This is a genomic window from Paenibacillus sp. RS8, assembly GCF_041956825.1.
GTDB lineage: Bacteria > Bacillota > Bacilli > Paenibacillales > Paenibacillaceae > Paenibacillus_AQ.
Genome location: NZ_CP168131.1, coordinates 6,723,166 through 6,737,347, shown reverse-complemented (window position 1 = coordinate 6,737,347; position 14,182 = coordinate 6,723,166). Strand labels below are relative to the sequence as shown.

The following is a 14,182-nucleotide window of genomic DNA, read 5'->3' as shown; positions in this document are numbered from 1 at the left end:
GAAAGATTTCTCAATTCTTTGGCGTAAGGTCGTAAGTCCAATGCACTGAAAAAGATGGGCAGTCGTTCTTCGGATTCGATTTTTTGAAGCTCTTCAAAGGAAAATAGACTTTCTTGGAGAATATACAAAAGGGGCTTCCTCCTCTTGAGTGTTTTGGTTTAGTCACCAAAAAACTTCTCCAAGTTGGGGTGAAGTCCTTTTTTATGCTCAGAACCCCCTTGTGCAACCAGGATGCAAAATGCTCAAATACAAAACGGGAATGAACGATCGCTCAAACTCATGTAGTCCCTAAGCTGATGAACAAGTATCAGCAGAATGAGAAACAACTTGACTTCCAATTCAATCTGAGAGCTGTGTTAGGAAGATTAATAGAGAATACGTTGACGTATAACCCCTCCAATTGTATACTCAAAAAAATGGAACATCGTTCTGAAATCTTGAAAATGACTCTTGTTCTTCTATTATTATAAATTCATAGTACTGGAGGTTATAGAATGTCGAGAGTTGTAAAGGATTTAAGCGGAAAGCTCTGGCAGATGGAGAAAATGAGAGTAGGCGAAGGGGAACGCGAGGGGTTTCATCTCCTTCCAGCAGAGCGTCAAGGCGTTATTTTCAGTTGGAATTACGCATCTGTTCCAGGGGATGTGTACACCGACCTTCAGAGGGCGGGCGAATTAGAGGATCCTTATTTCGGAAGAAATATGCATAAGGCGAAATGGGTGCAGGAATACGAATGGTGGTACATTCGGAGGTTCAACGTTTCAGAAGAGATGAAGGGCAAGAAGGTTCATTTAGACTTTGAAGGCGTCGACTATAGCTGTACTATTTGGCTGAATGGAAATCTGTTAGGCAGTCATGAAGGTATGTTCTCGCCGTTCTCCTTCGAAGTTAGTGAGTATTTGAATTTTGACAAGTGGGCTGGCGGTTCGAATCAGCTTACGATTAAGCTCGATCCTCCTCCGAAAAACTTCCGCAAAGTCGGTGGCAAGAAGGTGAACTTCTCCGGCGATTATTTCACTGGATTAGTACCTTTTGGTATATGGCGACCGGTTCGTCTAGTTGCAACAGAGGCTGTGCGCGTTCTCAATCATCGTATCGAATCGGACCTAAAGGATTCAGGCGCAACTGTACATGTGCAGATAGAGCTTCACAATATGACTCCTGAGAATCAGACTGTTCAGCTTCAAATTGCAATGAACGGTCACAACTTCACCTCGGAGACAATCAATCGTACATTGGAGACTATTATTGAATCCGGCACGAGTAACGCGAAGGTTAGTGTAGAGATTGCGGATGCTAAGCTGTGGTGGCCGTGGGACATGGGGACGCCTCATCTATACAATATTGAAATTACAGTCCTGAAGAATGGTATGGAGCTCGATCGTGTGGAGGACAGAATCGGTATCCGGACGGTTCATATGGAGCAGAATCCGGGCTTCACGCCGGAGGAATCCGAATATCCATGGACATTTGTTATCAATAGCAAACGCCAGTTCCTGCGCTCTGCATGCTGGGGGGGACAGCCATCTTTCTTATATGGAAGGAACAGCACGAAGAAGTATGAGCATCTGCTGACGCTTGTGAAGGATTGCAACATTAACAATTTGCGAATCTTCGGCTGGCATCCGCCAGAAATTCCTACCTTCTATCGCCTATGCGATGAGCTTGGGATTACGGTATGGACGAACTTCACATTCTCTACCCAAGCCTTTTCCGACGATCCTGTATTTGTAGAATCTGCGTCGCGAGAGTGTGTTGAAATCGTGAAACTTCGCCGCAATCATCCATCGAATATTTATTGGATGGGTGGAGAAGAAGTATTCTTTACGGACGCACATGTAGAGAGCGGCAATAAGGGGCTAATGGAAGCGATCGGAGTAGCGATTGAAGGGTATACCTCGGTGCCTTACGGATTAGCATCCCCGCTTAGCAATGAGTTCGGTCAAAGTATGGGCTTTAAGCCCAAGGAGTCCCAACATGCCAATGAGCATTATTACGGTGGCGGTCGAAGCTTCATGGAGGAGTATTACCCATCGCTCGATTGCTCGATTATTCCTGAATTAACAGCTGCCTCAGCGCCTTCAATCGAAAGCCTTAAGAAATTTATTCCGGAGAGCGAACTATGGCCCATGGGACCAAGCTGGGGCTATCACTGGGCGGATATTCATATTCTCCAAGGACTGAATATTGAGGTGTTTGGGGATAAGCGAATGGATTCGCTGGAGCAATTCGTAAAATCGACACAGATTGCACATGGTACGATTCTGCAATTCGCACTGGAAATGTACCGTAGACGGAAGCCGCGTATGAGCGGCGTGTCACTCTGTCATTTCATAACTAATTGGCCGGATATCAAGTGGGGGCTTGTTGATTACTACGGATTGAAGAAGCTGAGCTTCGACTTTGTCAAGACAAGCTATCAGCCGATTCTACCAAGCTTGGCTTTCCCGAAGAGAAGATGGAAACCTGAGGAGATGTTCCAAGGAGAATTGTGGATCGTCAACGACTTCCATGAAGCGTTTGAGAACACGGTGCTGGAGTGGACGCTTCAAAGTCATAAAGGCGAAGTTGTTCAGAGTGGAAAGGTAGCCACACAGGTTGCTCCGAATAGCTCTTCAAAATTAAGCGATATTGCATGGAAGGTTGATGAAAATGTCGTAGGAGAGTTTACGGTCTCACTAATATTGAAGCAAGGCGATAGTTTTCTGGCTAGAAACGAGTATAAATTGCTCATTGGTGATCTGGCTGAGGCGAAGCGTATATGCAATAAGCACCTAGACGAAAGCGAGAAGAAGCGGAATGAATTTGGCAGCAGCTACTATCGCTATAATACGGATCTCTGGGAGCTGGAATAATTTCGGTTAACGGATGGTAAAGTGTCTGTAAAATATATTCGTATTATGAGTTTAGCCAGCTAAGTCTGGTTAACCTCATTTTTGCGTTAAAATGAGCATTAGCCGGGGAGAACACATGGGACTTTGGACAAAACAGCAATTGCGGGAGTTTATCAAGGAGAATAATTTAGTCTCTGCACAAGATGCTCAGAATGCCTTAAAGGATCTGTTTGCCGAAACGATTCAGGAGATGCTAGAAGCAGAAATGGATACCCATTTGGGCTATGGCAAGCATGAAGTAAAGACAAAACTGACTCCAAACAGTCGTAATGGAAAGAGCCGAAAAACGGTGGTCAGCGAGTACGGAGAGCAGAAAATTGGTATTCCACGGGACCGTCTTGGGGAGTTTGAGCCTCTGGTCGTCAAGAAGCATCAATCGAATGTAACGGGCATCGAAGAGCAAATCGTAGCTCTGTATGCCAAAGGCGTCAGCACAAGAGAAATCCAGGATCATCTTCACCAAATGTACGGAATTGACGTCTCACCTACGCTCATTTCTAATGTTACGAACAAGATCGTTCCTCTCTTTAAAGAATGGCAAAATCGCCCTCTGCAAGGCGTCTATGCAGTAGTCTATCTAGATGCGATCCACTTTAAAGTCAAGCAAGACGGGGCCATTTATCAACAAGGCTGCCTACATGGTCATTGGCATCGATCTGGACGGAAACAAGGATGCGCTGGGCATGTGGATTGGTGAGAACGAGTCCTCCAAGTTCTGGCTGAGTGTGCTGAATGAGTTGAGAAATCGCGGGGTTCAAGACATTCTCATCATCTGCGTGGATAAGCTCTCTGGGTTCTCTCAAGCGATTGCGCCCTGCTATCCGCAAACCGAAATTCAGAAGTGTATTATTCACCAAATTCGTAGCTCTACACGCTACGTTTCCTACAAAGATATTAAGAAGGTTACCGCCGATTTAAAGCCCATTTACAAGGCAGCTACGGAAGAAGGTGTCTTGCTTGAACTCGACCGTTTTGAAGAGATGTGGGGAGCCAAGTATCCACTTATTATCCGTTCCTAGCGGAATAATTGGGAGGAACTCGCTACCTTTTTTAAGTACCCGCCTGAGATCCGTAAACTTATCTACACGACGAATATGATTGAGAGTTACCACCGCCAGCTGCGTAAAGTGACAAAGGGAAAAAGTATTTTCCCCACTGACGAGACCTTGCTTAAAATGCTCTATCTAGCCACCGTCGACGTCACTCGCAAATGGACAGGCTGTGTCCAAAATTGGGGACAAATGCTGCTCCAGCTTTCGGTCTTTTTCCCAGCTCGGGTGGGTCACCATCTACGATAGAATTGTTTTCCCCCTCGGGGGAATCTGTGCTTTAAAGAGTTTACACAAAATTATTGACAGACCCGTGGAAAATGAGGAGGTTGCATAAATGTAGGGATGAACATGCACTTTCGTATGTTTATCCCTTTCCCTGTTTGAGATTATTAGGAGGGTTCACTCTTAGAGGCTTTGGACGCCAACTAGTCAGGTTATGACCAAAAAAATATGTCACATATTATTTCTTTAATTATCTCGTACTTTAAGTTACAGACGCATATTCTTCATCTGCTGAGCAATCTTATTCCATTGTTTATTATTTATGATGTCTTCATAATTAATTTTGCTGTTCAATAAATGTGATTTAATTGCATTTATAGCAGCATTCAAATCTAACTTAGTCAATGTATCTATAATTAATTGATGTTCTTCACATGTTTCTGTATAACGTGAAGGAGTAAGCATAGTTATCCAACGTAGTCGTTGGCTCTGAAGATAAATTCGTTTACAAATATCTAAAAACCGCTCATTACCAGAATATTCTGCGATTTTTTCATGAAACCTAGAATCCGCTTCAAAAAATGTATCGAAATCTCCGTTATTTGTATTTTCGCATAATTTTTCTTGGATTTGATTTAATTCTTTTAATTGAGCTTTTGTTAAACCTTTATTATTAACTATAATTTCAATACTCTTTAGTTCAATTGCCTCACGAACTTCTAAAATTTCATTGATATCTTTTAAAGTAATAGCTCTTACAACAACTTTTGTTTTAGTTCTTTCAAGTATGCCATTATCTAATAAAATCATAATTGCTTCTCTCAATGGAGTTCTGCTCATTTCAAATTCTTTAGACAACTCTAAATCTGATACAATATCTCCCGTTACTAATTCATAATTCTCAATTTTACGCAATATTTTTTGTACTGCAATATCTACAGTATTCCCTCTTACTCTAGGCATAATTATTCCTTTCTATTTTTTAATAAATATCATTTTTAGCATACATAAAAATGAGTAAATTAACAAGTATATTAGAACACCACTATTTTAAAGATTCAAAGTATGTGTTTGTACACAACTGCCAGAACTTGCGTAGTCCTCGTCGTGGAGAACACTTAATTCAAGAAAGACAAGACGACAAGAAGGAAGTGATTAATTCCTTAACCAACAGCAGATGGTTTCTTGTCATTGTTGCCGTCAAAACCCTTTGTCGGGTTCGTTCGACAGGAATTAGTCTCCACAGGAATGGGTGAAGAAGTACAAGGCCGGCCAGGCCTACGACACTCGTAAGGGAAGCAGCAGTCCCCTTAAAGGACGTCCACGCACGAAGTTCGCCAGTGTCGAAGAGGAACAAGATTACCTGAAAGCTCAGGTGGATTATCTAAAAAAGCGTTATCCCAATCTGGTCCGGGAGGTTGCCCCAGTCCACAGGACAACTACCGAATAATCGAGGGACTACGCCACCAGCACCGCGTGACACGTCTGTTATCCATTGCCGGAATCCCTAGAGCCAGTACTACAAGTGGCGAGTGAGTGGGTCACTACGAAAAGACGCTCATTTACGAGATCACGAAATCAAAGAGTAGATGTTAGCCATTCACATGGATCATCCCTACTTCGGGGACCCCCGAATGAAACAGCTTTACGGGAGGCGGGTATCTCGTCAATCATTAGAAGGTATAGCGACTTGTGAAAGAACTGGCGATTTCTTCGGTGAACCGGAAAAAGCGAAAATACCCCAGCTATACTCTTTCTATGGTGTAGCCGAATCGGTTGCAGCATTAGTTACATGCACCAGGGTCACAGCAGAAACTGGTGTTACGTATATCTCAGACGGTACGCGCTTTTATTACCTGTCTGCCACTCAGGAACTGTTTAACAATGGGATTGTGGCCTGGCAGATCTCCGAACGAAACAACGTAAAACTCGTCGTAAATAGGCTTGAACAATGGACACGAAAAAGAGACGTATCCAGGGCCGTGCTCCATTCAGTTAGAACTTCCAGTATACGTCTCAGGCGTACAACACACGACTCGAAGAATTCAGCGACAAGGGCAGTCACTTTTGCAAAGTTACCTGCTTGGATAATGTCTGCTTCGAATCCTTCTTTTCACATCTCAAAACGGAGGAGTTGTACCTTAACCAGTGTAAGTCATAAGGAGATATTCATCAAGCGGTGGAGGAGTACATTTACTTCTACAACTACCAGCGCTTACAGGCCAAACTAAAACAAGGCGTACCGGTTGAATACCAGCACGCGTTGGCTGCTTAGCCTTTTTTACTTGTCTACTTGACAGGGGTATGACCAGATTAGATTTTTTGCACTGGAGTTTTGTATGCCTAAAAACCTTTTTTGTCTATCATGTTCATAGGACGGATTCATGCAGAATGCATAAAGAAATAGTTTATGAAGAGAATAGAAAAATAAACATAAAGTGTTGATTTTTCAGTAATGAAAGTATACAATAAAATTGTTATTATTGAAAAAATAAAAAACATAAAGGTTGAATGAGAGGAGGAGTAATGGATTAGTATTCCATTACGAGAATTATGTTATCAATGAAATTATTTATTGACGGAAAATTAGTAGATACAGCATCACAAGAAAAAATAGAAGTAATAAATCCTTATAATAACGCAGTAGTAGGTACTGTTCCTAAGGGTAGTAAAGAGGATGCTACTGCTGCCTTAGAAGCTGCGCGTAAAGCGCAAAAGTCATGGGCACTACTACCAGCACAAACAAGAGCTGAATATGTTTTGGAATTAGCGAAAATTATAGACGATAATGCTGAAGAATTAGCTCAATTATTAACATCAGAACATGGTAAACCTATAACTGAAGCACGAGGTGAAATTCAGGGGGCATCGGGGTTTCTGAAATATGCAGCTGAATCGGCAAGAAGAATAGAAGGAGAAATTATTACCTCTGAGAAAAAAGATGAACAAATCTGGATTCAAAGAGTACCTTATGGAGTTGTAGTTGGGATAGTTGCTTGGAATTTTCCTTTAGCGTTATCAACAAGGAAAATTGGAAATGCATTGGTTTGCGGAAATAGTATGGTTATTAAACCACCCTCAGAAACTCCACTTACAGTTATGAAGTTTGCAGAATTAGTTGAAAAAAGTTCTTTGCCAAAAGGGGTTCTTAATTTCATCACTGGTTCAGGCAGAGTTGTAGGCGATGCATTAGTAAGAAGTGAAATTACTCAATTAGTTACCTTAACTGGAAGTACAAATGCTGGTATAGAAGTGTTTAAAGCTGCATCGGATAACGTTATTGATGTGCATTTAGAACTTGGTGGAAAAGCACCATTTATAGTAATGGAAGATGCTGATATTGATAAAGCTGCAAAATGCGCAGCAATAGCAAGATTTAGCAATTGTGGTCAAATATGCACATGTAACGAACGTATGTACATTCATGAAAAAGTTTATGAAGATTTTAAGAATAAATTCATAGCGCATGTACAAGGGATAGTTGTTGGAGATCCAATGGATCCGAAAACAACTATGGGCCCAAAAGTGAACAAATCAGAAGTATCTAAGTTGATACAAATGAAAGAAGAATCCATACAACAAGGCGGTAAAATATTATTAGACATGACTCCAGATGAGGGAAAGCCTTCTGAAAACGGAAATTGGTTCTACCCGGTAGTGGTTGAAGTATCAGATAATAAGAATGTATTAATGCAAGTTGAAACATTTGGACCTATTGTACCGATGATGAAGGTGTCAAGCTTTGATGAAGCAATTGAATTAGCGAATGATTGTGAGTATGGCTTATCAGCTTACTTATTTACAAACAATGCTAAAAACATAATGAGAGCAGTAAATGAACTGGAGTTTGGTGAAGTATATGTGAATCGTGAAAACGGAGAGTTAATAAATGGATTCCATAATGGATACAAAAAGAGTGGTCTTGGTGGTGAAGATGGTAAATATGGTTTAGAAGGATATCTACAAAAGAAAACTATTTATATGAATTATAATTACTAAAAGATTAATAGAGACTCTTCGTTAAGCTACGTGGTTAAATTTATATCTCATGTATAGCGATTTGCATGCGTATCTATTCATATCAAATCGCTATATATACCTACCTTGTTTAGCGCGGAGGCATGAAAAAAGGTGGAGTGGTATGTCAAGGAATGCAATTAAAAACGTGGGAGTTAAATATTTCAATATTCCATTAGAAGGAAATTTAGTTGATGCACTTCATGGTAAACATGATAGTTTTGAATTAATTACAGCAACTATCTTTATGGAAGATGGAAGAAAAGGTACAGGATACACTTATACAGGTGGAATAGGAGGAACTGCAATAACTAAGTTGCTAGTTAATGACTTAGTTCCAAGACTAATCGGCAGAGAATTTACTACTCCTGATGAAATGAATATTTACATGAATCAAAGTATTCACTATGTTGCAAGAGGAGGAATTGCAGCTTTTGCAATTTCGGCATTAGATATTGCATTTTGGGATATAAAATTAAAAACTGAAAACATGGCAATTTCTGATTTATATGGTACTAGAAACGAAAAAGTCCGTACTTATTATGGCGGTATAGATTTAATGTTAACAGAAAAAGAATTATTGAAAAATATTGAAAAGCAACTAGAAAAAGGACATACAGCCATAAAAATAAAATTAGGGAAAGAAAACGAAGATGAAGATATAGAAAGAGTAAAGGCTGTTCGTAACTTGATTGGTAAAGATGCTATGTTCATGGTAGATGCTAATATGATATGGACAGTACCTCAAGCAATAAGAATGGCGAAGAGAATAGAAGAATTTAATATAGCGTGGTTAGAAGAACCAACAAATCCTGATGATTATGAAGGATATGCAAGAATAGGGCAAGCAACTACTATTCCAATAGCAATGGGGGAAAATTTACACTCTATTTATGAGCATAAATTGGCTTTAGACATAGCTCGTATTAAGTATCCAATACCTGATTGTTCTAATGTTTGTGGAATAACAGGTTTTTTAAAAGTAGGTGAAATGGCAAAAGAAAGAAGTCTCAAAGTAAGTTCACACGGAATGCAAGAATTACATGTGAATGTATTAGGCGCACTTTCCAATGCTGGATTCTTAGAATATCATAGTTTCCCAATATGTGATTTTACTATAGAACCTTTAAAAATCGTTAATGGATATATCGAACCATCCAAAGCCACAGGTGTGGGCATAAACTTTGACTGGGAAAAATTAAAAAAACATATGAAATGATTAAAAAAATAGAGATGGGAGGCGGTGAAATCCACTTCCCATTTTATAATTGAGCATTTTACATTAATCTAAGCTCTTTTAGACAAAAAAGCTTGGGAATAAAAAGGACTTTACAGTGCATAATTAATTAAATTTATAAAAGGAGCAGACGAGAAATGAAAAATTACGTTGTAATGATTACAGATTGCGATCATGACTCAGTAGAAATTGAAGAAAAAATCATTAATAATGTAACCAATAATTTTAAATTATTAGATTGTAAAACAGAAAATGATATTATAGAAAATTGTCGTGAAGCCGACGCTTTAATTACTCAATATGGAAAATTTACTAGAAAAGTGTTAAGTCAACTTTCGAAATGTAAAATCATTGTTAGATATGGAGTGGGTGTGGATAGTATAGATTTGGATGCAGCTACAGAATTTAACATTCAGGTTTGTAACGTACCTGATTATGGATTGAACGAAGTTTCTGATCAAGCAATAGCATTAATGATGGCGCTTACTAGAAAAGTTAATATAATGTCAAATATTGTTAAAAATGGTGTGTGGAAATATGAAATATCTAAACCTATTTTCAGATTGCAAGACCAAGTTGTAGGTGTTATAGGACTAGGAAGAATAGGGAATGCGTTTGCCAAAAAAGCTCATGGACTAGGCCTTAAAGTTATTGGATTTGATCCCAATCATAAAAGACTAAATCCTCCTGATTTCATTGAAGTTGTTGAGTTTGATTCTTTAATAAAAACATCAGATGTTATTTCTATACATTGTCCATTACAACAAAATACTGAAAATTTAATTTCTGAAACTGAATTTATAGCAATGAAGTCTTCAGCATATATTGTTAATACTGCTCGTGGTGGAATTGTTAATGAACAAGCATTAGAGAAGGCATTAACTAACAAGTGGATTGCAGGAGCTGCACTTGACGTATTGGTGAGAGAAGAGGCAGATGTTAATAACCCACTATTTAAACATGAATCTTTTATTTGTACTCCACATATGGCTTGGTATTCTGAACAAGCATTTAATGAATTAAAGAGAAAAGTTGCTGAGCAAGTTGTTAGCGCATTAAAAGGCGAGAAACCTGCTTATCTAGTTAACAAAATTAATTAAAAGAATAAAAAGGAGATAATAAACTATGAAAAGTATTGTTTACAATGGACCTGATAAAATTGACGTAGAAGATAAACCAATTCCTGTTTGTTCTGATGGTGAAGTATTAATTAAAGTAGCATATTCAGGTATATGTGGTACAGATTTAAATATTTATGTTGGAGCACATCCTAGAGCTACTGCACCGTTGATTTTTGGTCATGAGCTTTCTGGGTTAATAGCAGAAGATTATCCTTCGCTACCAAAAGGTACACCGGTTACTGTTAGGCCCTTACTATTTTGTGGTAAATGCACTCCGTGTTTAACAGGAAACAGTCATGTATGTAAATCATTAAAATTAATAGGCATTGATACAGATGGTTCAATGGCTGATTATGTGAAAGTCTCGATTGATAAAATACATGTTCTTCCAGAGACTGTATCCTTAGAATTAGGAGCAATTACAGAACCGTTAGCTGTAGGTGTTCATGCCGTTAAACGCTCAGGAATTTCAATTGGCAACAGCGCTTTAATTTTTGGCGCAGGTACTATCGGTTTGTCTGTAGCAAGTTCATTAAAATTATTATATGAAGCAAACATATTTATTGTTGAAACAAATCCTTTTAGAAGAAAGATAGCCGAAGAATTAGGATTTACTGTAATAGATCCTTCTAAAACCAATTTAGAAGTTGCTGTTTCTGAATTTACAAATACAAATGGAGTAGATTTTGTGTTCGACTGTGCAGGACACCCTATAGTTGCAGAACAATTAGTTGGATTAGTAAAAGTTCACGGGACAGTTATAATTGTGGGAGCATACAAAAAACCTGCCGCACTTGATTTGTTGGGTATGATGTTTAAAGAGGTTAAAGTTATGGGAGTTAGAGTTTACGAGCCAGAAGATTTTGATATTGCCATTCAATTATTAGGAGAATCTTTTGATTTTGGAAAAATAATTACTCATATATTACCTGTTGAGAAAGCCCAAGAAGGGTTTGATGTTTTACTTAGTGGCGGAGATGCTGTAAAAGTAATGTTTAAATTTTAATATAAAAAAGATTATATATAATTCGAGTGGAGGAAAAGCGAATGTTGGAGATGTTTAGTTTAGGGAATAAAACAGCTATTATTACTGGCGGTAATCGTGGTTTGGGAGAGGCTATGTCTTTAGGTTTAGCTGAAGCTGGCGCTAATATAGTAGTTATTGCAAGAAATGAAAATCCTGAATTAGAAGAAAAAATAAAGGGTTTAGGAAGAAAATATAAAATGATCTCAATGGATTTGTCAGATGTTTCTAAATTTGAAGAAGTTGTTGAATCTATAAATGAGGAATTTGGAAGTATTGATATATTAATTAATAATGCAGGAGTACAAAAACGTCATCCTAGCGTAGATTTTCCTAAAGAAGACTGGGATTTTGTATTAAATGTTAATACAAAGGCAGTATTTTTCCTATGTCAAGCAGTAGGAATAAAAATGATTGAGCAAGGAAAAGGAAAGATTGTAAATATTGCATCACTTCTTTCATTCCAAGGCGGTTTTACAGTTCCGGCTTATGCTGCAAGTAAAGGTGCAGTTATGCAATTCACAAAATCACTTTCAAATGAATGGGCAAGATTAGGTGTGAATGTTAATGGCATTGCTCCAGGATACATGGAAACTGAAATGAATACAGTTATAATGGCTGATAAGATTCGGAGTGAACAAATTGCACAAAGAATTCCAGCAGGAAGATGGGGGAAACCAGAAGATCTAGTAGGAGCCGCAATTTTCCTTTCTTCAAATGCTTCAGACTATGTAAATGGTGAAATAATCGTTGTAGATGGCGGCTGGATGGGAAGATAGCTTATTTAGTATTTGAAACTATTAGCGCTTCGTCTATGGAGAGGCGATACGAATTAAGTGAAGATCAATACAATTGAATTAGGTTAAATTCCAAACCTTGGTTACCCCGCTAGGGTGCGACTTGATGGAATTCACCCGTTTTTCAAGATGGCAAATGGCTGGTGTTTGGGAAAAGGTAATTAAATATGTGTTTATTTCCCCTGATCAAGAAAATATTATGATTGATCCCATCATCGTTCGTGTCCTTCAGAACGGCGTGGGGGCAAAAAGGCGCTGCAATATTAGACTTTTGGACGCTTTAAGGATGGAATAACGACCAAAAATTATGGGATTGTGGATGCTTTGACCGAACGGGGCTACGATATGAACATCATTCTGACTTTCATTCAAGAGCAACAAGTAGCGGCCGTCATTCCAAGAGGAGATTATCCAAAGGCCCAGCGTAAGTTTGATTGGTGGTTGTATAAAGAACGGCATCTGCTTGAATGCCTCATTAATAAACTCAAATTGGACACACGCTACGATAACCTCTCTTGTACTTTTTCAGTGTTCTTATCCTAGGACTCTGTATTATTATGGCTGAATTAGGTTTGAAAACACACCCTAGTACCTTGACCCGATGTTAATTGTAGTTTTATGCTTTTCCTATAAGAAAATTATGGGAGGGCTAACAGATGAATGAAAAATACGAGATTCGACTTGAGCCGAAAGAGCGTGAAAGGATTGAACAAGTGCTTCACGCGGATTCCACATCGCACGGCATTAGCCGCCGTTGTCTCGTGCTGTTGCTCTGGGATGAAAGTCAAGGGATGATCCCCAAACAAACTGAAATTGCCAGTCGTTGCGGAGTTAGTAATGTATTGGTCTTTTATACGGTAAGAGACTATTGTACACGTGGGCTAGAAGAGACGCTGAGCTATCGTCGCCGCGCGGAACCGCCGGGCCCTTCCCCCATCACGGGTGAAGTGGAAGCCCATATCCTTGCGTTAGCCTGTTCGGAGCCTCCAAAGGGGTATGCTTGCTGGACAATTCGGTTGTTGACCCGCCGAGTGATCGAACTGAATATTTTGGAGTCGGTTGGACGAGAGACCATTCGAACCACTTTAAAAAAAACAAAACTTAAGCCTCACCTGAAAAAACAATGGTGCATTCCCGCTAAAGCGAGCAGTGAATTCGTCGCTCGGATAGAAGACGTTTTAGAGACCTACGCCCTGCCTTATGACCCTGAGAATCCTGCTCATTTGTATGGATGAACAGCCGATCCAACGGCTTGGCGATTTGCGCCCTCCACAACCCATGAAGCCAGGACAGATTCTGTCCGAGAAGATTATGAATATGTTCGCAAAGGAAGCTGCAGCTTGTTCCTGTTCACGGAGCCACTCGTTGGATGGAGTCACGTACAGGCTTCGGAAAGACGCACGAAAATTAGACTGGGCGCTGCAGATCCAGAAGCTGCTAGAGGCCCACTATCCAGAGGCGAAACGGGTTCGGCTCGTGATGGACAACTTGAATACCCATACGATCTCGTCCTTGTATGAAACTTTACCACCTGAACAGGCATTGGTCTTGGCGAAACGGCTAGAGACCCATTACACCCCTAAGCATGGCAGCTGGCTAAATATCACTGAGATTAAACTAAGTGTAATGACAATTCAATGCCTGAACCGCCGAATCGCCTCCATTGAAGAATTCCAAGCCGAGGTGTCTGCTTGGGAAACGGAACGCAACCGAATCCAGAAATCCGTCGCAATTTCCACGGAGCAAGCACGAGAAAAATAAAAACACTTGTATCCTGTAATTTAAACTGGTCAAGGTACTAGTTATATCAAACTAATT

Annotated in this window: 12 protein-coding genes and 1 pseudogene; 12 read left to right on the top strand and 1 reads right to left on the bottom strand. The window is 39.6% G+C overall.

What is annotated here, in order from left to right; genetic code table 11:
* Positions 1-494 precede the first annotated feature (494 nt).
* A complete protein-coding gene (locus ACDZ28_RS31510) occupies positions 495-2,855 on the top strand; it encodes a glycoside hydrolase family 2 protein (RefSeq protein ID WP_375103662.1) in 2,361 nt (786 codons plus the stop codon).
* A 115-nt stretch (positions 2,856-2,970) separates the two neighbouring features.
* Positions 2,971-4,192: pseudogene (locus tag ACDZ28_RS31505) on the top strand (IS256 family transposase).
* Positions 4,193-4,435: 243 nt separating this feature from the next.
* On the opposite strand, the gene ACDZ28_RS31500 reads toward ACDZ28_RS31505, so the two are convergent.
* Positions 4,436-5,131 (bottom strand): GntR family transcriptional regulator, encoded by a 696-nt coding sequence (locus ACDZ28_RS31500; protein ID WP_375103661.1) that lies wholly within the window; start codon positions 5,129-5,131, stop codon positions 4,436-4,438.
* Between the two features lie 1,216 nt (positions 5,132-6,347).
* Between ACDZ28_RS31500 and ACDZ28_RS31495 the strand changes: the two genes are divergently transcribed.
* The 10 genes from ACDZ28_RS31495 to ACDZ28_RS31450 all read left to right on the top strand — a co-directional run bounded on the left by ACDZ28_RS31495 (position 6,348) and on the right by ACDZ28_RS31450 (position 14,125).
* Positions 6,348-6,443: an IS3 family transposase gene (locus tag ACDZ28_RS31495; protein ID WP_375103660.1), complete on the top strand. Its 96-nt coding sequence runs from the start codon at positions 6,348-6,350 to the stop codon at positions 6,441-6,443.
* A gap of 278 nt (positions 6,444-6,721) precedes the next feature.
* The gene (aldA, locus tag ACDZ28_RS31490) at positions 6,722-8,167 is read left to right on the top strand and encodes an aldehyde dehydrogenase (RefSeq protein ID WP_375103659.1); all 1,446 of its coding nucleotides are present in this window, start codon (positions 6,722-6,724) and stop codon (positions 8,165-8,167) included.
* 142 nt (positions 8,168-8,309) lie between these two features.
* The gene (locus ACDZ28_RS31485) at positions 8,310-9,404 is read left to right on the top strand and encodes a mandelate racemase/muconate lactonizing enzyme family protein (RefSeq protein ID WP_375103658.1); all 1,095 of its coding nucleotides are present in this window, start codon (positions 8,310-8,312) and stop codon (positions 9,402-9,404) included.
* A 155-nt stretch (positions 9,405-9,559) separates the two neighbouring features.
* Positions 9,560-10,522, top strand: coding sequence for a C-terminal binding protein (locus ACDZ28_RS31480; protein ID WP_375103657.1), 963 nt, complete (start codon positions 9,560-9,562; stop codon positions 10,520-10,522).
* A 25-nt stretch (positions 10,523-10,547) separates the two neighbouring features.
* A complete protein-coding gene (locus ACDZ28_RS31475; RefSeq protein WP_375103656.1) occupies positions 10,548-11,549 on the top strand; it encodes a zinc-binding dehydrogenase in 1,002 nt (333 codons plus the stop codon).
* A 41-nt stretch (positions 11,550-11,590) separates the two neighbouring features.
* Positions 11,591-12,346, top strand: coding sequence for a 2-dehydro-3-deoxy-D-gluconate 5-dehydrogenase KduD (gene kduD, locus ACDZ28_RS31470; protein ID WP_375103655.1), 756 nt, complete (start codon positions 11,591-11,593; stop codon positions 12,344-12,346).
* A 124-nt stretch (positions 12,347-12,470) separates the two neighbouring features.
* The gene (locus ACDZ28_RS31465) at positions 12,471-12,659 is read left to right on the top strand and encodes a hypothetical protein (RefSeq protein WP_375103654.1); all 189 of its coding nucleotides are present in this window, start codon (positions 12,471-12,473) and stop codon (positions 12,657-12,659) included.
* 50 nt (positions 12,660-12,709) lie between these two features.
* Entirely contained in the window at positions 12,710-12,907 is a 198-nt protein-coding gene (locus ACDZ28_RS31460) for a hypothetical protein (protein WP_375103653.1), read from the top strand.
* Between the two features lie 113 nt (positions 12,908-13,020).
* Positions 13,021-13,599, top strand: coding sequence for a helix-turn-helix domain-containing protein (locus tag ACDZ28_RS31455; protein WP_375103652.1), 579 nt, complete (start codon positions 13,021-13,023; stop codon positions 13,597-13,599).
* Positions 13,565-14,125, top strand: a complete 561-nt coding sequence (locus ACDZ28_RS31450; RefSeq protein ID WP_375103651.1) for a transposase — start codon at positions 13,565-13,567, stop codon at positions 14,123-14,125. The genes ACDZ28_RS31455 and ACDZ28_RS31450 overlap by 35 nt, the downstream gene beginning before the upstream one ends.
* Positions 14,126-14,182 lie beyond the last annotated feature (57 nt).